Raw genomic sequence first — 22,579 nt, 5'->3', positions numbered from 1 at the left:
TGCACCCACGTTTGGGTGTGGCTATCGGTTTTTCCTTTGCATTTAGGGAGTTAGATTGCCCAGGCCTGTCGAATCCTTGCGGTTGCTACTGCTGGCAGAAGAACCAGCATGGCTGGCGCTCCTGAGTGATTGCCTGGGCCCTCCAGGCGGCGAGGTCATCTTATTGCAGGTCACCGACTGGGCAGCGTTCAACGCGCTCTACGGCAAGGACCGCAACACGGTGCTGTTGGCGACGCCCGACCTGCTTCCCGCTCAGGATCAGCGCACATTGCCGACCGTTCTGCTCCTCGATGAGGAACCGTTGGTCGGACCGAGCGCCGTGAGTGACTGGCTGGTGCGCGATGCGCTGAACCACGACATCCTGCGCCGCTGCCTGCGCCATGTCCTGGAGCGCGGTTTGCTGGAAGATGCGCTGCGCAGGCTTGCTGGCGAGGACCCGCTTACCGGCATCGTCAACCGACAGGGTTTCCATGCGCTGCTGGCCTCACGACTCGACGAAGGCAGCCACCTTGCCCTCGGTCATCTGGACCTCGACAACTTTCGTCGCACCAACGATGCGCTCGGCCATCAGGCGGGCGACAGGCTGATCCTGCAGGTCGTGGCACGGCTCAAGAGCGAGCTGGAAAGCAGCGACCAGATCGCCCGCCTGGGTGGCGACGAATTCGCGCTGCTGATCGACACGCGCGGCGGCTTCCAGCGCGCCACCCAACTGGCCGAGCGCATCACTGACGCATTGTCCGAGCCTTACTGGATCGATGGCGAAAGCCTGCTGATCGGTTGCAGCCTGGGGCTTGCCTACGCCCGAGAAGACCGCGCTGCCGATCCGCTGATGTGGCACGCCCATATCGCCATGCGTCAGGCCAAGAGCACCCAGGGCTGCACCTTCCATGTCTTCGATGAGCGGATCAACCGCAACGCACGCAGCCTTGCGGATCTGGAAGGAGAGCTGCGCCGGGCATTGCGCCGTGATGAACTGGAACTGCATTACCAGCCGCGTCTGTGCCTCAAGAGCGGCCGTCTGGTCGGCCTTGAAGCGCTGGTGCGCTGGCGCCATCACGAACGCGGGCTGCTGCCGCCCAGCGAGTTCGTGCCGCTGGCCGAGCAGAGCGGCCTGATCGTGCCGCTGGGCTACTGGGTGATCTTCAGGGCCTTGCGTGACATGCAGGCGCTGCGAGAGCAGGGTTTCGCACCCCTGCACATGGCGGTCAATCTGTCATTTCGCCAGTTTCAGGACAGCCAGCTGCTGGCGACGCTCAACCGATTGATCGTGGAACATGCGGTAGACGCGCGCTGGCTGGAATTCGAACTGACCGAAACCGCCGTCATGCGCCGCAGCGAACAAGTGCGGCAGACCATGGACGCTCTGCGGCGGCTGGGCGTGCGCTTCTCTCTGGATGATTTCGGCACCGGTTTTTCGTCATTCATGCACCTCAACAGCCTGCCGATTGCGTTGCTCAAGATCGACAAGAGCTTTGTCGGCGAGATGCAGCAACGCGCCGAGAACCGCAAGCTGGTGCACGCCATGATCAATCTGGCCCACAACCTGAATCTGGAAGCGGTGGCCGAAGGGGTGGAAACCGAGGAACAGCTGGAGCTGCTGCGCAGTTTTGGCTGTGACCAGGTGCAAGGCTATCTGATCAGCAGGCCGCTGCCTTTACCGGAACTGGTGGCCTATCTGACTGCCGACGAGACGCAGTCTCAGGTGGTCTGAGCGCGCGCGGCTGCGGGCGCGGTTCTCCCGTCACTCGGTCGCCAGATCGCTGACCCGTGCTCTCTTGAGCATGCGCGTGGTCTTGTATTCGAAGGCCCAGGTCAGGGCCACCGCCGCGCAGAACAGACCCAGCGCCAGCCCCCACCAAACGCCCGGCGCACCCATGTCGGCGGAGAAACCGAGCAGCCAGGCGGCCGGCGCCGAAATCAGCCAGTAACAGCCCAGCCCGATGAGGAAAGTGGTCTTGGCGTCCTTCAAGCCGCGGATCGCTCCCATTGCGATGGTCTGCATGCCATCGAACAGCTCGAACCACGCCGCAACGGCGAGCAGCCTGACCGCCAGCACGACGACTTCCGTGAATGCAGGGTCGTCGACGTCCAGGAACAGGCCGATGATCTGATGGGGCGCCAACCAGAACAGCAGACCGAACGACAGCATGACCGCGCCGCCGAACCCAATCCCGACTCGACCTGCCGTGCGCACCATCGGCGCATTTCCCGCGCCGTAGTGTTGGCCGATGCGCATGGTGACCGCGTAGGAAATTCCGACAGGGATCATGAACGCCATCGACACCGATTGAATCGCAATCTGGTGCGCTGCCATCTGGGTGCTGCCCATCGCGCCCATGCAGAACGCAGCAAAGGTGAACAAGCCGACCTCCACCGCATATGTGCCGCCAATCGGCAGACCCAGCCGCCACAGCTCGGCCAGATGGCTGCGCGACAACTTGCTCAGCCCTTTATGAATCGGATAGCCCGCATAAGCCGAATGCCGGCGGATATGGAGCGCAAGCGCGAGCGCCATGCAGTTGGTCACAACGGCAGTCACCAGGCCAATGCCCATCAGGCCAAGGTTGGGCAGCCCGAACCAGTTGTCGATCAACGCATGGTTGAGAACGTAGTTGGCCGCAGCGCCAATGAGGCTGATGGTCATCACCGGACGGGCTCGCCCCAAGGCGCTGGTAAAGCCGCGCAGCGCCATGAAACTCAACAGGCCGGGCAATGCCAGCGGCAGAGTGGTCAAAAACTGAGCAGCCATGTGAACGTTGGCTTCGTCCTGACCAAATCTGAGCAACAGCGGTTCAAGATTCCAGAGCAACAGCGCCGCAACCAGCGCCATGCCCCACGCCAGCCATAAACCGGCCTGTGTCAGACGCGTCGCGCCTTCGGCATCCCCCGCACCGTGCCGGATCGACACCAACGTGCCGACGGCGGCCATGACACCCACGCAAAAGAACGAAACAAAACTGTAAGTCGCTGCGCCCAGACCGCCGCCCGCCAGTGCGTCGGGGCCGATCTTGCCCATCATGACCGTGTCCGTGAAGACCATCAGCATATGTGCCATTTGCGACGCAATCAGCGGTCCGGCCAGACGCAGGATGATCCATAGTTCTTTTAAAGCGGGGTGCTGCATAACATCTGCTCAACTAGTTGAAAGTCCCAAGAGCCGCTTATTCTGGGTATTCAGGACGCATAGCACAAAGCGATAAATCCGATCATTGGCATGACAAATACTCATGCGGACGGTTTTTATCGTAGAGTTGTCGCTTCATTGTGACAGGAAGTCCGGCAATGCCTCGAAGTCTGCCCCCGTTATATGCACTGCGCGCGTTTGAGGCGGCGGCTCGATATGCTTCGTTTACCCGCGCAGCGCAGGAACTGTCAATTACCCAGAGCGCGGTCAGCCGTCATATACGTACGCTGGAAGATCACTTCGGCTGCCGGCTATTTCAGCGTAACGGCCGTAATCTGCAACTGACGGAAACGGCACGCGCCTTGTTGCCGGGAGTTCGAGACGGGTTTCTCGCTCTGGAACGGGCATGCAGCACGGTGCTGGCCGAAGAAGGTATCTTGCGCATGAAGGCGCCTTCGACCTTGACCATGCGCTGGCTTCTGGCGCGGCTTAGCCGGTTTCGCCATATCCAGGCAGGCAATGAAGTGCAGCTCACCAGCGCATGGATGGACATCGACGCTGTGGACTTTGCGCAGGAACCCTTTGACTGCGCCATTCTATTGAGTCGCGGGCATTTTCCGCCGGACTGGGAAGCGACGCTGCTGTTCCCCGAATGGCTGATTCCGGTCGGTGCTCCGACCTTGCTGCAAGATCCGCCATGGACGGTCGAGCGCTTGGCGATGGCGGAGCTGCTGCACCCCACACCAGACCGTCGAGACTGGCGCAGATGGCTGGAACGAATGGGTCTGGCCGGTCAGGTTTCGCTCAAAGGCGGCCAGGTATTCGACACGCTGGAGCTGGGCATGATTGCAGCGGCGCGCGGATACGGGGTTTCGATGGGTGATCTGTTGATGGTCGCCGAAGACGTGGCTCAGGCCCGCCTCAGTCTGCCATGGCGCACAGCAGTCTTCAGTGGCGAAAACTATTATCTGGTCTGGCCGAAAACCCGGCCTGGAGCTGATCGATTGCGGCGCCTTAGTGATTTTCTGCAAGGGGAAGTCAAGGCAATGGAGCTGCCACAAGTTGAATTATTACTCTAAAAAAATAGTGGCTTTTTGACTGCACTTTGTCGCAATCGTTTGCTAATGTCCGCGTCCTGAGCTCAAGTATCCGGACTTTGTGCCGAATCAAGAGTCGAAGCGCCGTTCTTTTCCAAAACGGTTTTGAACCCTAACTAGAATAATTTGCGGGATGGTCGCCGGGAGCTCGGTGAGTATAACCATCTTGCTCGGAGTCGTTATGTCCAAGCCCCGTGCCCGGATTGCTACGCAACTCGGTATTGCTTTGGCTGTGATATTGGCAGTGGTCATCAGTGGCAGCACGCTGTTTGCCTTGAGATCCCTGGATTCATCGAACCTGATCATCCGCGAAGAACACATGAGCAGCGAAGCGCGTTTGCTCGCTGATCAACTCAGTACCTTCCACAGCACCTTGCGTGACAGCACTCAGCGCTTGAGTGGCTTGTTTGAAAAGCGTTTCGCAGCCGGGCTGACTATCCAGAACGACAAGACCTATACGGTTGGCGGCACTCAGACGCCAGGGCTGTTTCTGGGCGACCAGCCGCTCAACAACGACTTCACCGAAGTAGACGAATTCCGCCGGCTGACCGCAGGCGCGGCCACGATCTTCGTACGCCGTGGCAATGACTTCGTGCGCATCAGTACGTCGGTGACCAAACAGGACGGCTCGCGCGCCATCGGTACCGTTCTCGATCACCAGAGTCCGGCCTATAGCCGGCTCATGGCGGGGCAGGAATATGTGGGCAAGACCATCCTGTTCGAGCGCAACGCGATGACCCAGTACTCTCCTGTGCGAGATGGCTCCGGTAACATCATCGCCGCGCTATACGTAGGCTTCGACTACACCGACGCGCAGAACACCCAGTTTGAAAACCTGAAGAAATTCCGCATCGGCAAGACCGGCTCGCTCGCGCTGCTGGATGACAAGGGCACGTGGCTGGTTCCGCCTGCTGGCATCAAGTCGCCAGAGGACGCCGCCAAAGCCGTTGCTCCCCTGGTCAGCACTCCCGGCAAAGGGCAGTTCTGGACCGAAGGGGGCAAGCAATTCTACAGCGTGGGGCAGACCTTCAATGGCGGCCCGTGGACAGTGCTGTCGAGCATGCCGCAAGAGGAGATCGGCGCGGTGACCTGGAAGGTCGGCACCCAGTTGGCAATCGGCAGCCTGCTGGCAATGCTGATCGCGGTGGCCAGTGCTGTCTGGTTGCTGCGCAGCAAATTGCGTCCGTTGTCCGAGCTGGTCCGTCAGGCAGACGCGCTCGGCGCGGGCAACCTGAGTGTTCGCTCGAACGTCGCCAGCCATGACGAAATCGGTCAACTGGCCGGTAGCTTCAACAAGATGGGCGAAGCGCTGTCATCGATGGTTTCGCACATTCGTACCGCCGCTCAGGAAGTCAGCACCCGCGCCCATGCGCTGTCAGGCATGTCGGGCGGTGCTTACGAAGGCATCGAGCAGCAGTCCGGCGAGATCACCAGCATGGCCGGCGCGGTAGAGGAATTCAGCTCTACCTCGATGAACATCGCTGACAATATGAGCAACACCGAGCGTCTGGCGCAGGAAAACGCGCAGCAGACCCGCATCGGTCGTACCTCCATGGAAGAAGCATCTTCTTCGCTGCAGCAGATCGCTACCTCCTTGAACAGCACCGCGACTGTTATCGACACCCTGGGCCAACGCTCACAGGAAATCGGCAGCATCGTCGGCGTGATCACCTCGATTGCCGACCAGACCAACCTGCTCGCGCTCAACGCCGCCATCGAAGCGGCACGCGCCGGCGAACAGGGACGCGGTTTCGCGGTAGTGGCGGATGAAGTCCGCAGCCTGGCATCGCGCACCCGTCAGGCTACCGACGAAATTTCCGGCATGATCGCCAGCATCCAGCAGGAAACCGGCAACGCCATCAGCACCATGCAGCAAGGCAACGTGCTAATGCAGGAAGGCTTGTCGCGTAACGCGAAAGTGGCTGCGGCGCTGGCCCAGATCGACGAACAAAGCCGCTCCGCCGGCCTGCAATTTGCCGCGATCACCACTGCTACTCAGGAACAAAGCAGCACCGCGACCATGCTGAGCAGCAACCTGCAAAGCATCGCCATGGCAAACAGCGAACAGCGTGAAGTGGTTTCCAACCTGGCCATCACCGCTGAAGAACTGAACTCCCTGGCCGCCGAACTGCGTAATGAAGTGGACCGGTTTCGCTGAGTAACTGTCCGCGATGATGTCTGACGTCTTCGTGGACAAGCGGAACGCCGTCCGGCGCGCTCCCACAGTAGGAGCGCGCTTGCCCGCGATGAGCATCATCGCCGGTAGGAGCGGACTTGTCCGCGAAGCCTTTCTGTCAGTATCGGCCTTCACCATTACTGACTCGAAGGCCGATACTGCAGTGCCTCCGCCAGATGTTCGCGCCTGATCTCGTCCACCTGCTCCAGATCCGCCAGGGTGCGGGCGACCTTGAGCAGTCTGTGCGCGGCCCTCAACGACAGCGTCAACCGTTCGCACGCCGTTTCCAGCCAGCGCTCATCCGTGCCGGACAGCGCGCAATGCTGGCGCAGCCCGGGCAGATCGAGGAAGGCGTTGGCGCAGCCCTGGCGGCGTTGCTGACGCTCGCGAGCCAAGGCAACCAGAGCGGCGGCGCTGGCAGTGTCCTCGCCAGGTTGCGGCGTGTGATGCAGCGCGGTCGCTTCGCGGGCGACGGTAAGGTGCAGATCGATGCGGTCCAGCAACGGACCTGACAGCTTGTTGCGATAGCGCTCAATCTGCTCGGTGGAACAGCGGCAGCGTCCGGTCGGCTCGCCGAGGTAGCCACAAGGGCAGGGATTCATGGCCGCCACGAGCTGAAAGCGGGCCGGGAAGCGTACCCGGTCGCGCGCCCGCGAGATGACGATGTGGCCTGACTCCAGCGGTTCGCGCAAGACTTCCAGGACCCGACGGTCGAACTCGGGCAGCTCGTCCAGAAACAACACGCCGTAATGGGCCAGGGTGATCTCACCGGGTTGCGGACGGCTGCCACCGCCTACCAGCGCAGGGCCGGACGCCGAGTGATGCGGCTGACGAAACGGCCTCTGTGGCCAGCAAATGAGCGGCGTCTGGCTGGCCACCGACTGGATTGCGGCAACCTCCAGTGCTTCATGTTCGTCCAGCGGCGGCAGCAGACCGGGCAGGCGGCTGGCGAGCAGGGTCTTGCCAGTGCCCGGCGGTCCGCTGAACAGCAGGTTGTGCGCGCCAGCGGCCGCGACCACCAAGGCCCGCTTGGCGGCGGTCTGGCCCTGAACTTCATTGAGATCGGGGTAGGGATGAGCCCGGGTCAGCAGTCCGCTGGCCTGATAAGGGCTAATGGGCATTTGGCCATTGAAATGCGCAACCAGCTCCAGCAGGTGGTTCACTGCGATAACGCGCAAACCCGATGCCAGACAAGCTTCCTCCGCATTCGCTGCCGGCACGATCAGCGTGCGCTCCGCGGCGCGGGCCGCCAACGCGGCAGGCAGTACGCCTTGCACCGGACGAATCGCCCCGGATAACGCCAGCTCGCCCAGACACTCGATATCCTGCAGCGCTACCAGCGGCACCTGCCCGCTGGCACCTAGCAGCCCCAGCGCGATGGCCAGATCGAAGCGGCCGCCATCTTTGGGCAGATCGGCAGGCGCGAGATTGAGCGTGATGCGCCGCGCCGGGAAGTCCAGCCCCGAGTTGAGGATGGCGCTGCGCACGCGGTCCTTGCTCTCTTTGACCGCACCTTCCGGCAGGCCCACCAGGGTCAGGGCCGGCAGACCATTGGCCAGATGCGCTTCAACAGTTACAGCGGGGGCTTCCACGCCCACTTGGGCTCGGCTGTGAACAATGGCCAGAGACATGATTCATTCCTTGAATACTCGACGGACGTCATCGTGCGACATTCAGGAGCGTGGCGAGCAAAGGAATGGATACAGGGTGTAAACCCGCTTCGGCTCTACGGCGCGGCCGCAGGCCGATGACACGGCTCAGAGCGGATCGCGAGGAACGTCTACCGGAGTGGGAGCGGACATCTTCTCTTCCATTTCGGCAACCTTCGCTTCCAGAGCCTCAAGGCGAGCGCGAGTGCGGGCGAGGACGGCCATCTGGCTGTCGAACTCTTCACGGCTGACCATATCGAGCTTGCTGAAGGCGCTCTGCATCAGAGCCTTGAACTGGGTTTCGAATTCGCCGCGGGGCAACGGGGTGTCGCCGTTGAAGAGGCGGGTGGCATGGCCGCTCAGGGCGTCCAGGAAAGCTTTTGGCGCGAGCATGATGATCTTCCGGAGTCAGAGTGGCCGCAGTGTAGCACGCAGCGTCCGGCACTGATTTCGCAGCGGATCGGTGCACGGTTATTGAGCATCGTCGCGGGCACGTGCGCACTATAGTTGTGCGTAAGCGGGGCGCTGGATCGTTGCCGCACACCGGTTTCATGGCTGCAAGGCTTGTATTCAGCGAATCGCAGAGAGATGGCAAGCTTTCTGCTTAGTGGCTGATGACCCATGCACTGATGCAGTCGCTGTGACGAAGGCAGTGCGGCAGGCGGAGCGGGGAATGTTTCGTCAGAAGCGGTTTTCTGGAGTTGGTCCGGAGTTTATCCGGCGACCGACGCGTTACAAAGCCAGGCACTGCGCTTAGACTTGAGTCGGGTTTGTTTTCCTGGGGCAAGTCCACCAATTCGGGAGAAAGTTTCATGAAGCTAGTCACTGCAATCATCAAGCCGTTCAAGCTGGACGACGTGCGCGAGTCGTTGTCCGAAATCGGCGTGCAGGGCATCACCGTTACCGAAGTCAAAGGCTTCGGTCGTCAGAAGGGTCACACTGAGCTGTATCGCGGTGCTGAATACGTAGTCGACTTCCTTCCCAAGGTAAAGATTGATGTCGCGATCGACGACAAGGATCTGGACCGCGTGATCGAGGCCATCACCAAGGCCGCTAACACCGGCAAGATCGGCGACGGCAAGATTTTCGTAGTGAATCTGGAACAGGCTATCCGCATCCGTACCGGCGAAACCGATACCGACGCTATTTAAGCCGCCAAACCCCAAAGCCCCAGGAGAAAACAATATGACTCTGCGTCAATTCGCAGGGCTAGGAGCCCTGTTGTCCCTTGCATTACCTGGTCTGGCCCTGGCGGCTGATCCGGTTGCCGAACCTGTACTCAATTCCGGCGATACCGCATGGATGCTGACCGCCACCGCGCTGGTCCTGTTCATGACCATTCCGGGACTCGCGCTGTTCTACGGCGGCATGGTTCGCTCGAAAAACGTCCTTTCCGTGATGATGCAGTGCTTCGCCATTACCGGCTTGATCAGCATTCTGTGGGTCGTCTACGGCTACAGCATCGCCTTCGACACCACCGGTATGGAAGCTGGCGTCGTCAACTTCAACTCTTTCTTCGGCGGCATGGGCAAGGCGTTCCTGGCGGGCATTACACCGGCGAGCCTCACCGGCCCGGCAGCGCTGTTCCCTGAAGCGGTTTTCGTCACCTTCCAGATGACGTTCGCCATCATCACTCCGGCGCTGATCGTCGGCGCATTTGCAGAGCGCATGAAGTTCTCCGCGATGCTGGTGTTCATGGGTATCTGGTTCACTCTGGTCTACGCGCCTATCGCTCACATGGTATGGGGCGGCGTCGGCGGCCTGATGTGGGACTGGGGCGTTCTGGACTTCGCAGGCGGCACTGTGGTTCACATCAACGCTGGTGTGGCTGGTCTGGTGGCCTGTCTGGTTCTGGGCAAGCGTAAAGGTTTCCCTACTACTCCGATGGCTCCGCACAACCTGGGTTACACCCTGGTCGGCGCGGCGATGCTGTGGATCGGCTGGTTCGGCTTCAACGCCGGCTCCGCCGCGGCTGCCAACGGCACCGCAGGCATGGCGATGCTGGTCACTCAGATCGCTACCGCTGCCGCTGCGTTGGGCTGGATGTTCGCCGAATGGCTGACCCATGGTAAGCCAAGCGCACTGGGCATCGCCTCGGGTGTAGTCGCAGGCCTGGTTGCCGTGACTCCCGCCGCCGGCACCGTCGGCCCGATGGGTGCTCTGGTGATCGGTCTGGCTTCCGGCGTGATTTGCTTCTTCTGCGCGACCAGCCTCAAGCGCAAGCTGGGCTACGACGACTCGCTCGACGCATTCGGCGTCCACGGCGTCGGCGGCATCGTCGGCGCGATCCTGACCGGTGTGTTTGCAGCCCCGGCGCTGGGCGGCTTCGGCACCGTGACCGACATCGGTTCGCAGGTCTGGATCCAGTTCAAAGGCGTGGCATTCACAGTGGTCTACACCGCGATTGTGACCTTCATCATCCTCAAGGTGCTGGACGCGGTGATGGGCCTGCGCATCACCGAAGAAGAAGAGTCTGTAGGTCTGGACCTTGCGCAACACAACGAGCGTGGCTACAACTTGTAAGCGGCAACCGTTGCGGAAACAAAAATGCCCGGTCTCCGGGCATTTTTTTGTCTGTCATTTGTGAATCAACTGTAGGTTTGCGCTGTCATTGATCTTGCCGCTGGCCAGGATTTCGGCAGTTTGATGACGTGCCTTCGACTTGGCCGGCAGTATGAATGTCAACTCGTCCAAAAGCCGCATTACTGGGCGCTTTGCTTTTTTCTCAGGCGAGTTAGAATGCGCGCCGAGCGTACGGAGAACGGTATGTGGCACCAATCCAGGATTACCCTCAGGCCCCGGCCTCGTGGGTTTCATCTGGTGACTGACGAGATAACCGCAGGCCTGCCCGAGCTGCGTCACTGTCGTGTCGGACTGCTGCACTTGTGGCTGCAACATACTTCGGCCTCGTTGACCGTCAACGAGAATGCCGATCCGGCCGTGCGTCGCGACTTCGAGCGGTTCTTCAACCGGCTGGTGCCGCAAAGCACCGACGGATACGAGCATAACGATGAAGGGCCTGACGACCTGCCGGCGCACTTCAAAGCCAGTTTGCTGGGCTGCCAGGTGGTTTTGCCAGTTACGGCCGGCCGACTGGCGCTGGGCACCTGGCAAGGTGTTTATCTAGGTGAGCACCGGGATTCAGGCGGTGCTCGCAATGTCCTTGCCACCCTTCAGGGTGAATGGGCATGATCGCCAGACATGGCGGTTATTGAATTTTTTCCGACAGTCTTGGGTTTCAAAGCTGCCGGGCTATAACTAATCTGCTTTCGCAAGTCATGAGGTAGAACATGAGCGACGACGACAACGATGATCTGGTAGACGACCTGGAAGGCGAAGACGAAGGTGAGGAGCTTGCTGCTGCACCTGAAGACGACGTCTCCGACGCTGACGATGGTGCTGAAGTCTCGGCTACACCTGTCAAAGGCAAGGCCAAAGCTGCGGTATCGGTCGATGAACTGCCTAGCGTAGAAGCCAAGAACAAGGAGCGTGATGCTCTTGCCCGTGCCATGGAAGAGTTCCTGGCGCGTGGTGGCAAGGTGCAGGAAGTGGAGGCCAACGTGGTCGCCGATCCGCCCAAGAAGCCTGACAACAAATACGGCAGCCGCCCTATCTGAGGCAGCACAGTCGTATTGAAAAAAAGCCCGCTGTCGCTGCGGGCTTTTTTTGGCCTGTAGGGGCGCGCTTGCTCGCGAACAGCCTTACGCGGTTTGCCTGACGCAGCGCGTCGTATGTGTCGCGGGCAAGCGCGCTCCTACAAGCGACGAGTCGTGCCGGTGTAGCCGGGTGACGCGGCTTATGCCCAGCGGCCCAGAACCTCGGGCAGTTGCGAAAGGTTGTGGATTTCGGCATCCGGGCGGCTGTCCGCGTCCCATGCCTTGCCTTGCGGGTTGTACCAGATGGCGCGCATGCCGGCGCGCTGTGCCCCGGCAATGTCGTCGCTGGGGTGGTCGCCGATATGCACGGCATTGCCGGCATCAACATTGCCACGACGCAATGCCTCCAGAAACGGCGCAGGGTCTGGCTTGCCGATGCCCAGGTCTTCAGCGCACAGCGCGAACGCGAAATAGTCCGCCAGCCCCAGGCGACGAACGTCAGCGTTGCCGTTGGTAATCACGCCCAGCGTGTAGGTCTTGGCGAGGATCTCCAGGGTGGGTTGCACGTCGGGAAATATCCGCACCTGGTGGCGGCCGTGCAGGAACACCTCGAAACTTTCGTCGGCCAGGTCCTGCGCTTCCTCGGAGTCGTAACCTGCGTCTTCCAGCGCATGAAACAGGACCTTGCGGCGTAGCGCGCTGATCCGGTGCTTGAGCGACGGCTCTGCCTCGACCAGGCGTGTGCGGATCTCCCACAAATGCTCTACAGGCACCGGCCCAAGCAGCGGGGCGTGCTCGGTCAGCCAGTCGCGCAGGGCAGCTTCCGCACCGACAATGGCGGGCGCAGTATCCCAGAGGGTGTCGTCCAGATCGAACGTGACGAGCTTAATCATGAGCAGATCCCTTGCGTTTGGCCCGGGGGTGGGCGCTGTCGTACACGGTGGCCAGATGCTGGAAGTCTAGATGCGTATAGATCTGCGTGGTCTTTATGTCGGCATGCCCGAGCAATTCCTGTACGGCACGCAGATCCTGCGAGGATTCCAGCAGGTGGCTGGCGAACGAATGGCGCAGCATGTGTGGATGCAGGTTCTGACCCAGCTCCCGCTCGCCCGCGCTTTTGAGGCGCATCTGGATCGCGCGTGGTCCCAGACGTTTGCCCTGCTGGCTGACAAACACCGCGTCATCCTGCGGGTTGGTCAGCGCGCGCAAAGGCAACCAGTTTTCCAGTGCCTGGCGCGCTTTGCTGCCCACCGGCAGCACGCGGGTCTTGCTGCCCTTGCCGAGCACCTGCACCAGCCCGGCGCTCTGATCGAGCTGATCGAGGTTCAGCCCGGTCAGTTCGGACAACCGCAAGCCGGACGAATACAGCAGTTCCAGAATGGCCTGGTCGCGACGCGCCAGGAAATCATCCTCCACGCCGCCGTCCAGCAATTGCGCGGTACGGTCCGTGTCGAGCGTCTTGGGCAGGCGTCGTTCACCTTTCGGCGGAGAAAGGCCGTTGGCCGGGTCGTGCTGGCAGACGCCCTCGCGGTTCAGATAAAGGTAAAAGCCGCGCACCGCTGACAACATGCGCGCCAGGCTGCGCGAAGACTGGCCTTGCTGATGCTGACGTGCAACGAAGCTGCGCAAGTGCTGAATGTCCAGGTCCACCCAGCTGGCAACCTGCGCCTTCTCGCAATATGCGAGCACCTTGTTCAGGTCGCGGCGATAAGCTTCCAGCGTATGCGGCGAGACCTGGCGCTCACTGCGCAGGTGCATGCAGTAGGCGTCCAGCTGCTTTTCCATGGATCAGCGGACCGAGCGCAGCGAGTGGTTGAACCTTGGCACCAGTCGGCCAAGCACGTCGGCTATATAGCTGAGGAACAGCGTGCCGACCGAGCTTTTGTAGTGTTGCGGGTCACGGCTGCCGATGGCCAGTACGCCATGCAGCCCCAGATGGTTCAGTGTGACGACTGCCGCCGACCCCACTTCCTTGCTCTGGTCGGCGCCGAACAGGAACGTCAGCTCATGCTCGCGCAGCGTGCCGCATACGGTCTTCTCGCCGATCAGGCCGCCGATGGCCTTTTGAGCTTCGGCGCTGCTGACCCAGCGGCCCACTGCCGTGGGGTTGTCACTGAACAGAATGAGGCTGACGAATGGCACCTGGAATTCCTGGCGCAGGCTGTCTTCAGCGGCGATCACCAGTTCATCGAGACTGCAGGCGTCCATCAGTGCAAGATTCAGGCGGCGGGTCTTTTCAAACAGCCGGTCGTTGTCCCGCGCGACGTCCATCAGTTGGGACAGGCGGTGGCGCATCTCGATGTTGCGTTCGCGAAGCAGCTTGAGCTGGCGCTCTACCAGCGAAACCGTATCACCGCGCTGGTGCGGGATGCGCATCGATACCAGCAGCTCGTCGTGTTCGGCGAAGAAATCGGGGTGCTGGAGCAGGAAGGCGATGACCGCCTCCGCTTCAAGATTGGGCGCTGCGCTATCGGCAGGCGATTCGCTGGTGTTGCCGGTTGAAGCCGGAGGCTGATCGGTCATCGTATTTGCTCACTTATAGCCGGACTTGGCCTTCGTAGACCCGCACGGCCGGGCCGGTCATCACTACAGGATGGCCAGGGCCGGCCCATTCGATGGACAGGCGCCCGCCCGGCAGGTCGATCAACAGCGGAGAATCCATCCAGCCCTGGGTGATGGCCGCCACGGCAGCAGCGCAGGCGCCGGTGCCACACGCCTGGGTTTCCCCGGCGCCGCGCTCCCATACGCGCAATTGCGCACGCTGACGATCCACTACGTGAAGGAAGCCGACATTGACCCGAGCGGGGAAGCGCGGGTGATGTTCGATTTTCGGGCCGAGCTGATGAACCGGCGCGGCATTGATGTCATCGACTCGCAGCACTGCGTGAGGGTTGCCCATCGAAACCGCAGCCAGTTCGACGGTTTGCCCATCGACCTCAAGGCTGTAGCTCAATGCCTGCTCAGGTGCTTCGAAAGGGATTTGCGCTGGTGCCAGGCGCGGCGGCCCCATGTCAACGCTGATCTGTCCGTCGTTGCGGATGTCCAGTTCAATGATGCCGCCCTTGGTTTCCACGCGAATCTGGCGCTTGGCCGTCAGGCGCTTGTCGAGCACAAAACGGGCGAAGCAGCGCGCGCCGTTGCCGCATTGCTCGACTTCGGAACCGTCCGAATTGAAGATCCGGTAGCGAAAATCCACGTCCGGATTGCTCGGCGCTTCAACCAGCAGCAGCTGATCGAAACCGATCCCGGTGTGCCTGTCGCCCCATTGTTTGGCGTGCTTGGGCAGAATATGTGCGTGCTGACTCACCAGGTCGAGGACCATAAAGTCGTTACCCAGCCCATGCATCTTGGTAAAACGCAGCAGCATGGGTTTACTCCGGCAACAGGCTTTCGCCAGCGTACAGTTCGGCGATAGTTTCGCGACGACGCACTTCAAACACCTGGGCGCCATCGACCAGCACTTCTGCGGCGCGGCCACGGGTGTTGTAGTTCGAGCTCATGACGAAGCCGTAGGCGCCCGCCGAATGCACGGCCAGCAGGTCGCCTTCGGCCAGTGCCAGCTCCCGGCCCTTGGCCAGGAAGTCACCGGTCTCGCAGATCGGGCCGACGATGTCGTAGGCACGCGGCTCGCTGTCGCGCGGGCGCACAGCGGTGACATCCATCCAGGCCTGATAAAGTGCCGGGCGGATAAGGTCGTTCATCGCCGCATCGACGATGGCGAAATCCTTGTGTTCGGTGTGCTTGAGGTACTCGACCTGCGTCAGCAGCACGCCCGCGTTGGCGACGATGAAGCGGCCGGGCTCGAAGACCAGGCCCAGGTCGCGACCTTCGAGACGCTCGCGCACCGCCTTGATGTAATCGGCCGCCAGCGGAGGCTCTTCATCGCGATAACGAACACCCAGCCCGCCGCCCAGATCGATATGGCGCAGGTGAATGCCACAATCGCCAAGACGATCGACCAGATCCAGCAGGCGATCCAGCGCATCAATGAACGGTTCGAGAGTGGTCAGCTGTGAGCCGATGTGGCAATCGACGCCAATCACTTCAAGGTTTGGCAGCTGCGAAGCGCGGACGTAGACGTCTTCGGCGTCTGCGATAGCGATGCCGAACTTGTTTTCTTTCAAACCCGTCGAGATATACGGGTGCGTACCGGCATCCACGTCCGGATTGACCCGCAGCGAGACGGGCGCACGAACGTTTAGTTCGGCGGCAACCACTTGCAGGCGCTCAAGCTCGTCGGTGGACTCTACGTTGAAGCAGTGCACGCCGACCTGCAGGGCACGACGCATATCGTCACGGGTCTTGCCGACGCCGGAGAACACGATCTTGTCCGCCTTGCCACCAGCGGCCAGCACACGCTCCAGTTCGCCCCGCGAGACGATGTCGAAACCGGCGCCCATGCGGGCCAGAACGTTGAGAACGCCCAGATTGGAGTTGGCTTTTACCGCGAAGCACACCAGATGCGGCATGCCGCTCAGCGCATCGGCATAGGCGCGATATTGCGCTTCGATATGAGCGCGGGAGTAGACGTAGGTCGGCGTGCCGAAGCGCTCGGCAATGGCAGACAAAGCCACTCCTTCCGCGAACAGCTCGCCGTCGCGGTAGTTGAAGGCGTCCATGGGATTCCCTTATAAATGCTTGTGCGAGTGCGATTTGCCTTGCTCGTCGGAAGACTTGGTGTCGTCAGGCAGGTACAACGGGCCCTTCTGACCACAGGCAGTAACGAGGCAAGCGACCGCGACGAGCGCAGCAAGCGAAGAGATCAGGCGCTTCATGGCGAAATCCTTTGTAAAAGCGTTAATTGCGCCCGAGTATACCGACCACCTCTCCAATTGCCTACGTGGTCTCCCGCCCGTCCGGCGGGCCTGCGAGCCGATATCCGGGGATTAGCGGCAGTGCCTCGGATTTATTGGCGCCTGCCTGACGCGCTCGGCGGGTAAGCTTTGCATTTGGCTTGCGGCGTCCGTATCTTGCGTGACTGCGTCATCAGCAGACACTTTTCGAGGTTCCCGCAATGAGTTTGACCGAAGCCCGCTTTCACGATCTGGTCGATGCCACCCAGCAGGCGCTGGAGGATATCTTCGACGAGAGCGACCTGGACCTGGATCTTGAAAACTCGGCCGGCGTTCTGACCGTGAAGTTCGAGAACGGCTCGCAGCTCATTTTCAGCCGGCAGGAGCCTTTGCGTCAGCTGTGGCTGGCCGCGCGTTCGGGCGGTTTTCACTTCGACTACGACGAAGAGCATGGTCGTTGGGCCTGCGATTCCAGCGACGAACTGCTGAGCGAGATGCTGGCGCGGATCACGCTTGAACAGGCCGGCGTCGAACTGGATTTCGACGAGATCTGATTGTGACCCAGCCCAACGTTCCCACGCCGCCGCCGCGGCCACCAAAGCCGTTGTTCAGCAACGTCAGCCCGGCCGTGCCGTCCCCTTGCGTCAGCCTGTGCCGCCTCGACGAGCAGAAAGTCTGCCTGGGCTGCTTCCGCCATGTAGAAGACATTCGCGAGTGGCGCTCGGCCGACGACTCGCGCAGGCGGCAGATCTGTCTCGATGCCGAGCAACGCAGACAAGCCGCCACGACCTGCTGACATCCCGTCGGGTTGTGTATTTATTGGCCTGTGTTAGTGTCAGAACCTGCTTTTCTTGAAAGAGAGGCTAACCAAAACCCCGCCCACGCTGGCGGGGTTTTGTTTTTCACATGCAGAACAGGAGTTTGCCTTGCCATGAACACCACACCCATCATCCTCACCAGACTCGATGTGCAGCGTCTCGAACGGTTGATCGCCAACCAGGACGAGAACAGTCCGGGCGTTCAGGCGCTGCAGGCTGAGCTGGATCGCGCCGAGCAAGTGGTGGGTCACGACGAGGTGCCTGCAGGGTTGGTAACCATGAATTCGCGCGTGCATTGCCGTGAAGAGGGCAGTGGCAAGGATTATCACCTCAAGCTGGTATACCCGCAGGATGCCGGGGTCGAAGGCACCGTGTCCGTTCTGGCTCCGATTGGCTCGGCGCTGCTGGGCCTGCAGGTTGGTCAGCATATCGACTGGCCCGCACCGGGCGGCAAGACCCTCAAACTGACCTTGCTGGCGGTGGAATATCAGCCGGAGGCGGCCGGAGAGTATCAGTAGCCTGAAACGGCTGTGGTGTTTGCCCGTCGCGGGCAAGCGCGCTCCTACAGGTCAAGCGCCGACATCATCCATGGCTTCATTAAGCAGCTTTTCCAGCTCGGCCTTGTGACGCAGGAACACAATGCTTTGCCCGTGTCCGTCATTGAGCAGACCGGACAGATCAAGGTCGGTGATGTAGCAGCGATAGCGCCGGGTTTCCCGGCGTTTTGCCAGGATCTGGCGGGCAACTTCGGTATAAAGCTGATCGCCGTACTCAAGCTCGGAGTATTCACTGTTGTCACAGTACAGCGTCACGCTCAATTGGCCCGGTGAGGTTTCTTCAATGATCGCCTGCACGTCATAAAAAGGCCGGTGCGCGGCCGTGGGCGCCGGGCGCGGTTCGATTCGCCGGGCATGACCGGCTCCGGACGGCAGAACCTGGTAATAAAGGGTTTCCAGCGATACCGGTTCGGCGGGATTGTCCAGTGGCAGCGATGCGCCGCGGCGGTACACCAGCGAATGGAAAAAGCGCTGCAGCGGCATCAGTAAACTGTGGTCATCGTGATAAGGCAGACGCTGGTGCCAGAGCGCGTTGTGTTCGTCGAGCACGTACAGGTCCGCTTCCTCTTCATTCAATCGGTAAAACACCTGAATGCACTCGGGCTGGCCAAACGGCAGAACCAGCGCCAGATCGTGATCGTCCAGTGCCTGCGGGTCCAGGTGCAGCGGGCTGTAGCGGGGCCGCTCTTCGCCCAGATAATTGAACAGCCCCTTGAGGCTGTTGACGACCACATGAGTGACCTGATCGGGGTTCATCTCCAGCACGTGGTACTGCTGCTGCACCTGGATCAGATAGCGATGGTTCAGTCGTCTGGCGTGCAGGAGTCTTGCCGTGTTGACCAGTTCTTCGACGCGCTGGGCGATAGCCGAGGCTCGGTTGTGACAGAAACACCGGACGCGGATATGCGGCTCGCTCGGACTGTCCATCAGGCTGCCGAGCAGCTCGCTGATGCAGTCGAGTAATGCATGCGGGCCGTCGAACCGGCTGACCAGTGTCTCGTTCCAGCTGTTGAGGGTGATCTGGTCCAGGGTCAGGACCAGATTTTCCCGGACCCCGGCGTAACTGAGCGAGTCAGTGCGCTCCGTGGTCATCAGAATGTTCAGATCGCGGTGGTGGCGCAGCGGGTCGACGCCGACATTGACCAGCAGAAGGATCTCCTTCGGTGCGCTGGCCTTGAGCAGAACTTCATCGCTGACCTCGGCCAGGGGCAGCGCAATGGTCTGTTGCAGCGCGCCCAGCAGATTGAACAGCTCGAACTCGCTCAGATCGCTGGTTCCAGGATGCAGGGCCAGGCGTGTGGTGGCGTCGATCACATTGTTGCGATGGCACCAGGTCAGCAGTTCGAGCAATTCCCGGCTGCGTTTGATCGGCGAAAAGTTTTCCCACTCATGCACGGCCAGATTGCCGTTATACAACGCCCACTGATGCTTGCCCGGCTCGCGTTTGTTGGGCGAATGCACCAGCGTCACTGTGTCTTCAGCCAGATCCGGCGCAACGCCGGGGTTGATGAACTCAACCTTGGCGGCCTTGCGCTCAAAGGCGGCATACAGTCGGCGCCCCAATACCGTCAGATCTCGGGTATTGATCGAGCTGGTAATGTTCTGCAGCCTGGCGAACTGGGTCAGGAACCGATAGCTGAAATTCAGTTCATTGACCAGCGAACGTCGCTCGTGCGCCACCTGGCGGACTTTCCACTGGCTACGGCTGTCGAGCAACGCAAGCTGGCGCTCGTCCCAGTGCCACTCGCGAGTCAAGCGCTCCAGGAGCTGGCGTTGCCAACTGTTGCTGCGCTGCCGTGCGGGGCCGGTGAGCTTTTTGTTGACCTTCAGGTACAGGCTGCGACGCACCAGTTCCAGCCGCTCGGGCTCGCTGCGCGCCAGCAGGTGATCCTCGATGCGGCGGTAAACCACCATGTACGGGTCGAGTTCATCCAGGTCCACCTTATTGGCGAACACCGCCTGCTTGAATCGCAGGCTCAGGCACTGGACGCTCGGGTATTCGCTTGAATACACCTCGATCAGCAGCAGCTTGAGCACCGACTTGTAAGGCGAATTGATGCCCTTGAACAGCTGCCATAGTCCGGCGCCGATGAACTCGCCGGGCGGTATATGCGCCATAGGGCCCAGATCGAGGACTTCGTCCGCGCGAATGAAGCGTTTGGACAACAGCGTGTGGCTGTAATCCTCGTAATTCTCTTCTTCATAGACCGGCACCAGCCACCACATTGGCGTGCGGCCCGCCAGCCAGATCGCAGTGCGATAGAACTCATCTAGCAACAGGTAATGCTGGGTGGTTCCGCAGTCATCCGAACTGAGCTGCGTGTCACGCTCCCCCGACTTGAAGCGTTGCGGATCGATCAGGAAGAAATGCGCTTCCGCTCCCATGCTGGCTGCCCAGACTTCAAGGGCCTGGCATTTCTTGCGCAGCTCGGCGATGGCCTCTGGCGCGAGTTCCGAGTCATGGCACACCCACACGTCCATGTCGCTCTGGTCCGCCTGGGCCAAGGTGCCGAGGCTGCCCATGAGAAACAGGCCATGAATAGGCTGGGGTGGATTTCCTCGGCGGGCTTTGTAGGAAAACGAGCGCGTGAGGCGCTGCGCTTCGGCAAGCGCCTGGGCATCAGGCTCGTAATGCGAGACGCCGGCCGGCGTGCTGCTGGAAACATAGCCAGGCAGCAGCGGGTGGTTCACATGGAAGAACAGCGGCAGCAGGGTCAACACGCTTTGCTGGCGCGTCGACAGTCCTTCCATGGCGCGCGCGTACCGCCCGTCATTGAGAGTCAGGAAGCGGCTACGTAGCTGGTGGAGCACCTTGCGGTCTATGCCCTCATCCAGGTCGGGGCGAAGTTCGAGATTATGCGTCATCGCAACTCATGTTACCTGCCGTGCAGGCGCTGAAATAATGAGCAAGATGGCGAAGAAGCTACAGCCGAAAGGATGCATGTTCGGTCGAGTTACTATTCTGACGCCAATTTTTTATATCGACCGATCATTGCAGAAATGAAGGGGCCATCACATTTTTTTTGTGCAGGCCCCGTGGGTGTTCAGGCGGCTTCTCTGGATACGTTGAGAATTGTCAGCAGTGATTGAGCATGCTCCGCGGCTTCCAGCCCGAGGCTGGTGAGATAACCGCCATCGACCTGTGTCGTCAGGCCTTTTTCAAACAGTCGTTGTGCAGCTGCAATGGCCGAAGGTGCGGCGACGTGATGGACCTTCAGGCCTTCCTGGGTATTGGCCAGGTTAAACAGTGCAAGGATTTCCAGTTCGGCAACCAGCTCAGGGGTATACGACATAGGTGCTCCAGACTTTTGTAGTAATACGTCCTCGCAGGCTGACGGAAGATTCTGAGATCGACGAGCGCGGTCAATGCTCGTCGGCATCGGAACACCGCTGAAGCCGGCTTGGCGCGAAAGCCCCGGGCAAGCGTCGACAGGGGGCTTTTGCAGTGTAGTCAGGGTCTGAAAAACCTGCCTGATATCTCGCCGCGTTCCTTTGGTTATTTATCTGGGTTATTCATCAGAGGTTACTTCTCGGGAGGCAACTCTGGCAGGGCACGCAAGGCAGTTTCGTACCATTGAGTGTCGAACGGTCGATCCGCTTCAAGCATGGCGTCGATCTCGAAGGCCAGCACGTGGGCCATCAGCTCCAGAATGTCGTCACGCTCATAGCCGACCAGCGTCAGCTTGTTGAAGATGGCCTTGGCGGCAGGCGGGTTGTCGGCTTCGATCTGGTTTTCGATGGCCTGGATCAGGGTCGAAGCTGTGAATTCTTCTTCGTCGTCGGCGTTATCGATTACATCAGTCATGGGCAATTCCTCAAATTAGGAGCGCATTTTAACCGCAATCCTGTGGCCTGAATCGGCGGGCGATGTAGGAAGCGTCTGAAAAGCTTTTTCTGCCATTCCTTGGCGCTGACTTTGCCTGAAAAGTCGATAGAGTCTGGCCCCCTCAAATCACGCTCAAGGAGGGCACCGTGCTGAAACTCTATGGATTTGCTGCAAGCAACTATTTCAATATGGTCCAGCTGGCGCTGCTGGAAAAGCAGCTGCCGTTCCAGGTCGTGCCTCTGCACGGCTGCCGGAACCCGGACGTTCTCGCCGTCAGCGCGCGGGGCAAGGTGCCGGTTCTGGGCACGTCGGAGGGTTTCATCAGCGAGACCGACGTTATCTTGCGTTACCTCGAAGAAATCTCGACCGACCGGCCGCTGACGCCTGCCGATCCGTTCGCTCGCGCGCAAATGTGGACCATCGCCAAGGAAATCGAGTTGTACATCGAGCTGCCCGCGCGCCTGTGTTACGTCGAAGTCATTTTCGGTGGCCGTCCGACGCCGCCCGACCTGCGGGCCAAGGCCCGGCGCGATCTGATCAAAGGCTTCGCCGCGCTCGCCCAGCGCGCCTGCTTCGCGCCTTACCTGGCAGGCGACCAGTTCACCCTCGCGGATATCTACTTTCTCTACACCGTAAACCTTGCCCAGCGCGTAAGTCAGGAGATGTTCGACCTGGATCTGCTTGGCAGATTACCCGGCGCGCGCGCACTGCTCGATCACTTGGGTGCCAACCCAAACGTGCAGAAAGTCGCAGCCGACCGCGAAGCGGACTGGCCACGATTCATGGCGCGGGTGCAGGCGGTAGCGCAGGCTGAGGGGTAGTCGAAACCGCCAAGGGTGCAGCTCAAAGTGCAGGCCCATACCGAAGCCCCCGCGCCTTGATCGACTAGCGCATTACCTGTAGGAGCCAGCTCGCTGGCGAGGGCGGCGTGACAGGCAACAGA

The 22,579-nt window shown here is 60.7% G+C and carries 23 protein-coding genes and 1 pseudogene; 12 read left to right on the top strand and 12 right to left on the bottom strand.

Annotation, left to right across the window (positions count from 1 at the left end; all coding sequences use genetic code 11):
* Window positions 1–55 precede the first annotated feature (55 nt).
* Window positions 56–1,711 (top strand): putative bifunctional diguanylate cyclase/phosphodiesterase, encoded by a 1,656-nt coding sequence (locus tag J3P77_RS21535; protein WP_434678607.1) that lies wholly within the window; start codon window positions 56–58, stop codon window positions 1,709–1,711.
* Window positions 1,712–1,741: 30 nt separating this feature from the next.
* Here the strand turns inward: J3P77_RS21535 and J3P77_RS21530 are convergent, their stop codons facing one another.
* Window positions 1,742–3,124, bottom strand: a complete 1,383-nt coding sequence (locus tag J3P77_RS21530; RefSeq protein WP_434678605.1) for a NorM family multidrug efflux MATE transporter — start codon at window positions 3,122–3,124, stop codon at window positions 1,742–1,744.
* A 158-nt stretch (window positions 3,125–3,282) separates the two neighbouring features.
* On the opposite strand from J3P77_RS21530, the gene J3P77_RS21525 reads away from it, so the two are divergent.
* The 3 genes and pseudogenes from J3P77_RS21525 to J3P77_RS21515 all read left to right on the top strand — a co-directional run bounded on the left by J3P77_RS21525 (window position 3,283) and on the right by J3P77_RS21515 (window position 6,379).
* Window positions 3,283–4,203 carry a LysR substrate-binding domain-containing protein gene (locus J3P77_RS21525; RefSeq protein WP_434678603.1) on the top strand — a complete coding sequence of 307 codons (921 nt, stop codon included), beginning with the start codon at window positions 3,283–3,285 and terminating at the stop codon, window positions 4,201–4,203.
* Between the two features lie 151 nt (window positions 4,204–4,354).
* Window positions 4,355–5,476, top strand: a pseudogene (locus J3P77_RS21520) (Cache 3/Cache 2 fusion domain-containing protein); the annotation flags it as partial.
* 42 nt (window positions 5,477–5,518) lie between these two features.
* Window positions 5,519–6,379: a methyl-accepting chemotaxis protein gene (locus tag J3P77_RS21515; protein WP_434682096.1), complete on the top strand. Its 861-nt coding sequence runs from the start codon at window positions 5,519–5,521 to the stop codon at window positions 6,377–6,379.
* 155 nt (window positions 6,380–6,534) lie between these two features.
* Here the strand turns inward: J3P77_RS21515 and J3P77_RS21510 are convergent, their stop codons facing one another.
* The gene (locus tag J3P77_RS21510; RefSeq protein ID WP_434678601.1) at window positions 6,535–8,028 is read right to left on the bottom strand and encodes a YifB family Mg chelatase-like AAA ATPase; all 1,494 of its coding nucleotides are present in this window, start codon (window positions 8,026–8,028) and stop codon (window positions 6,535–6,537) included.
* Between the two features lie 126 nt (window positions 8,029–8,154).
* On the bottom strand, window positions 8,155–8,439 hold the full coding sequence (locus J3P77_RS21505) for an accessory factor UbiK family protein (RefSeq protein WP_434678600.1): 285 nt from the start codon (window positions 8,437–8,439) through the stop codon (window positions 8,155–8,157).
* 419 nt (window positions 8,440–8,858) lie between these two features.
* Here J3P77_RS21505 and glnK point away from each other — a divergent pair, with 419 nt between their 5' ends.
* The 4 genes from glnK to sutA all read left to right on the top strand — a co-directional run bounded on the left by glnK (window position 8,859) and on the right by sutA (window position 11,663).
* Window positions 8,859–9,197, top strand: a complete 339-nt coding sequence (glnK, locus tag J3P77_RS21500; protein ID WP_002555808.1) for a P-II family nitrogen regulator — start codon at window positions 8,859–8,861, stop codon at window positions 9,195–9,197.
* A 34-nt stretch (window positions 9,198–9,231) separates the two neighbouring features.
* Window positions 9,232–10,569: an ammonium transporter gene (locus J3P77_RS21495; RefSeq protein WP_434678599.1), complete on the top strand. Its 1,338-nt coding sequence runs from the start codon at window positions 9,232–9,234 to the stop codon at window positions 10,567–10,569.
* Window positions 10,570–10,812: 243 nt separating this feature from the next.
* On the top strand, window positions 10,813–11,238 hold the full coding sequence (locus J3P77_RS21490) for a secondary thiamine-phosphate synthase enzyme YjbQ (protein ID WP_434678597.1): 426 nt from the start codon (window positions 10,813–10,815) through the stop codon (window positions 11,236–11,238).
* A 98-nt stretch (window positions 11,239–11,336) separates the two neighbouring features.
* Entirely contained in the window at window positions 11,337–11,663 is a 327-nt protein-coding gene (sutA, locus tag J3P77_RS21485) for a transcriptional regulator SutA (RefSeq protein ID WP_434678595.1), read from the top strand.
* A gap of 179 nt (window positions 11,664–11,842) precedes the next feature.
* On the opposite strand, the gene J3P77_RS21480 is transcribed toward sutA, so the two are convergent.
* The 6 genes from J3P77_RS21480 to lptM are packed head-to-tail and all read right to left on the bottom strand — an operon-like array spanning window position 11,843 to window position 16,417.
* Entirely contained in the window at window positions 11,843–12,535 is a 693-nt protein-coding gene (locus tag J3P77_RS21480; RefSeq protein WP_434678594.1) for an HAD family hydrolase, read from the bottom strand.
* The gene (gene xerC / locus J3P77_RS21475) at window positions 12,528–13,427 is read right to left on the bottom strand and encodes a tyrosine recombinase XerC (protein ID WP_434678592.1); all 900 of its coding nucleotides are present in this window, start codon (window positions 13,425–13,427) and stop codon (window positions 12,528–12,530) included. The genes J3P77_RS21480 and xerC overlap by 8 nt, the downstream gene beginning before the upstream one ends.
* A 3-nt stretch (window positions 13,428–13,430) precedes the next feature.
* A complete protein-coding gene (locus J3P77_RS21470) occupies window positions 13,431–14,165 on the bottom strand; it encodes a DUF484 family protein (protein WP_434678590.1) in 735 nt (244 codons plus the stop codon).
* A gap of 13 nt (window positions 14,166–14,178) precedes the next feature.
* Window positions 14,179–15,009, bottom strand: coding sequence for a diaminopimelate epimerase (gene dapF / locus J3P77_RS21465; RefSeq protein WP_434678589.1), 831 nt, complete (start codon window positions 15,007–15,009; stop codon window positions 14,179–14,181).
* 4 nt (window positions 15,010–15,013) lie between these two features.
* Complete coding sequence (lysA, locus tag J3P77_RS21460) at window positions 15,014–16,261, bottom strand: diaminopimelate decarboxylase (protein WP_434678587.1); 1,248 nt, start codon at window positions 16,259–16,261, stop codon at window positions 15,014–15,016.
* A gap of 9 nt (window positions 16,262–16,270) precedes the next feature.
* On the bottom strand, window positions 16,271–16,417 hold the full coding sequence (gene lptM, locus J3P77_RS21455; protein WP_434678585.1) for an LPS translocon maturation chaperone LptM: 147 nt from the start codon (window positions 16,415–16,417) through the stop codon (window positions 16,271–16,273).
* 239 nt (window positions 16,418–16,656) lie between these two features.
* Here lptM and cyaY point away from each other — a divergent pair, with 239 nt between their 5' ends.
* The 3 genes from cyaY (at window position 16,657) to rnk (ending at window position 17,771) form a co-directional block, all read left to right on the top strand.
* The gene (gene cyaY, locus J3P77_RS21450) at window positions 16,657–16,989 is read left to right on the top strand and encodes an iron donor protein CyaY (protein ID WP_434678584.1); all 333 of its coding nucleotides are present in this window, start codon (window positions 16,657–16,659) and stop codon (window positions 16,987–16,989) included.
* A gap of 2 nt (window positions 16,990–16,991) precedes the next feature.
* The gene (locus tag J3P77_RS21445) at window positions 16,992–17,231 is read left to right on the top strand and encodes a DUF1289 domain-containing protein (protein WP_434678583.1); all 240 of its coding nucleotides are present in this window, start codon (window positions 16,992–16,994) and stop codon (window positions 17,229–17,231) included.
* A 135-nt stretch (window positions 17,232–17,366) separates the two neighbouring features.
* The gene (gene rnk / locus J3P77_RS21440) at window positions 17,367–17,771 is read left to right on the top strand and encodes a nucleoside diphosphate kinase regulator (protein ID WP_434678581.1); all 405 of its coding nucleotides are present in this window, start codon (window positions 17,367–17,369) and stop codon (window positions 17,769–17,771) included.
* Between the two features lie 51 nt (window positions 17,772–17,822).
* Here rnk and J3P77_RS21435 read toward each other — a convergent pair whose 3' ends face one another.
* From J3P77_RS21435 to J3P77_RS21425, 3 genes are all read right to left on the bottom strand, one after another.
* On the bottom strand, window positions 17,823–20,675 hold the full coding sequence (locus J3P77_RS21435; RefSeq protein ID WP_434678580.1) for a class I adenylate cyclase: 2,853 nt from the start codon (window positions 20,673–20,675) through the stop codon (window positions 17,823–17,825).
* Window positions 20,676–20,854: 179 nt separating this feature from the next.
* Entirely contained in the window at window positions 20,855–21,103 is a 249-nt protein-coding gene (locus J3P77_RS21430) for a TIGR02647 family protein (protein WP_434678578.1), read from the bottom strand.
* A 230-nt stretch (window positions 21,104–21,333) separates the two neighbouring features.
* The gene (locus J3P77_RS21425) at window positions 21,334–21,615 is read right to left on the bottom strand and encodes a hypothetical protein (protein ID WP_434678577.1); all 282 of its coding nucleotides are present in this window, start codon (window positions 21,613–21,615) and stop codon (window positions 21,334–21,336) included.
* 167 nt (window positions 21,616–21,782) lie between these two features.
* Here J3P77_RS21425 and J3P77_RS21420 point away from each other — a divergent pair, with 167 nt between their 5' ends.
* Window positions 21,783–22,457, top strand: a complete 675-nt coding sequence (locus tag J3P77_RS21420; RefSeq protein WP_434678576.1) for a glutathione S-transferase family protein — start codon at window positions 21,783–21,785, stop codon at window positions 22,455–22,457.
* Window positions 22,458–22,579: the final 122 nt, after the last annotated feature.

The sequence above is a fragment of the Pseudomonas sp. R1-18 genome, from assembly GCF_051132095.1.
Taxonomy (GTDB): Bacteria; Pseudomonadota; Gammaproteobacteria; order Pseudomonadales; family Pseudomonadaceae; genus Aquipseudomonas.
Note: the sequence above shows the minus strand (reverse complement) of the source record. Positions and strands in the feature narration are given on the sequence as shown.

What these genes read in the sequence shown, in the direction of transcription:
- lysA (WP_434678587.1), bottom strand. Translation starts at nt 16,261, where the DNA reads ATGGACGCCTTCAACTACCGCGACGGCGAGCTGTTCGCGGAAGGAGTG.
- cyaY (WP_434678584.1), top strand. Translation starts at nt 16,657, where the DNA reads ATGAGTTTGACCGAAGCCCGCTTTCACGATCTGGTCGATGCCACCCAG.
- J3P77_RS21480 (WP_434678594.1), bottom strand. Translation starts at nt 12,535, where the DNA reads ATGATTAAGCTCGTCACGTTCGATCTGGACGACACCCTCTGGGATACT.
- J3P77_RS21505 (WP_434678600.1), bottom strand. Translation starts at nt 8,439, where the DNA reads ATGCTCGCGCCAAAAGCTTTCCTGGACGCCCTGAGCGGCCATGCCACC.
- J3P77_RS21430 (WP_434678578.1), bottom strand. Translation starts at nt 21,103, where the DNA reads ATGTCGTATACCCCTGAGCTGGTTGCCGAACTGGAAATCCTTGCACTG.
- J3P77_RS21490 (WP_434678597.1), top strand. Translation starts at nt 10,813, where the DNA reads ATGTGGCACCAATCCAGGATTACCCTCAGGCCCCGGCCTCGTGGGTTT.
- J3P77_RS21525 (WP_434678603.1), top strand. Translation starts at nt 3,283, where the DNA reads ATGCCTCGAAGTCTGCCCCCGTTATATGCACTGCGCGCGTTTGAGGCG.
- J3P77_RS21425 (WP_434678577.1), bottom strand. Translation starts at nt 21,615, where the DNA reads ATGACTGATGTAATCGATAACGCCGACGACGAAGAAGAATTCACAGCT.
- J3P77_RS21435 (WP_434678580.1), bottom strand. Translation starts at nt 20,675, where the DNA reads ATGACGCATAATCTCGAACTTCGCCCCGACCTGGATGAGGGCATAGAC.
- J3P77_RS21510 (WP_434678601.1), bottom strand. Translation starts at nt 8,028, where the DNA reads ATGTCTCTGGCCATTGTTCACAGCCGAGCCCAAGTGGGCGTGGAAGCC.
- xerC (WP_434678592.1), bottom strand. Translation starts at nt 13,427, where the DNA reads ATGGAAAAGCAGCTGGACGCCTACTGCATGCACCTGCGCAGTGAGCGC.
- rnk (WP_434678581.1), top strand. Translation starts at nt 17,367, where the DNA reads ATGAACACCACACCCATCATCCTCACCAGACTCGATGTGCAGCGTCTC.
- J3P77_RS21495 (WP_434678599.1), top strand. Translation starts at nt 9,232, where the DNA reads ATGACTCTGCGTCAATTCGCAGGGCTAGGAGCCCTGTTGTCCCTTGCA.
- J3P77_RS21530 (WP_434678605.1), bottom strand. Translation starts at nt 3,124, where the DNA reads ATGCAGCACCCCGCTTTAAAAGAACTATGGATCATCCTGCGTCTGGCC.
- glnK (WP_002555808.1), top strand. Translation starts at nt 8,859, where the DNA reads ATGAAGCTAGTCACTGCAATCATCAAGCCGTTCAAGCTGGACGACGTG.
- lptM (WP_434678585.1), bottom strand. Translation starts at nt 16,417, where the DNA reads ATGAAGCGCCTGATCTCTTCGCTTGCTGCGCTCGTCGCGGTCGCTTGC.
- J3P77_RS21470 (WP_434678590.1), bottom strand. Translation starts at nt 14,165, where the DNA reads ATGACCGATCAGCCTCCGGCTTCAACCGGCAACACCAGCGAATCGCCT.
- sutA (WP_434678595.1), top strand. Translation starts at nt 11,337, where the DNA reads ATGAGCGACGACGACAACGATGATCTGGTAGACGACCTGGAAGGCGAA.
- J3P77_RS21515 (WP_434682096.1), top strand. Translation starts at nt 5,519, where the DNA reads ATGGGCGAAGCGCTGTCATCGATGGTTTCGCACATTCGTACCGCCGCT.
- dapF (WP_434678589.1), bottom strand. Translation starts at nt 15,009, where the DNA reads ATGCTGCTGCGTTTTACCAAGATGCATGGGCTGGGTAACGACTTTATG.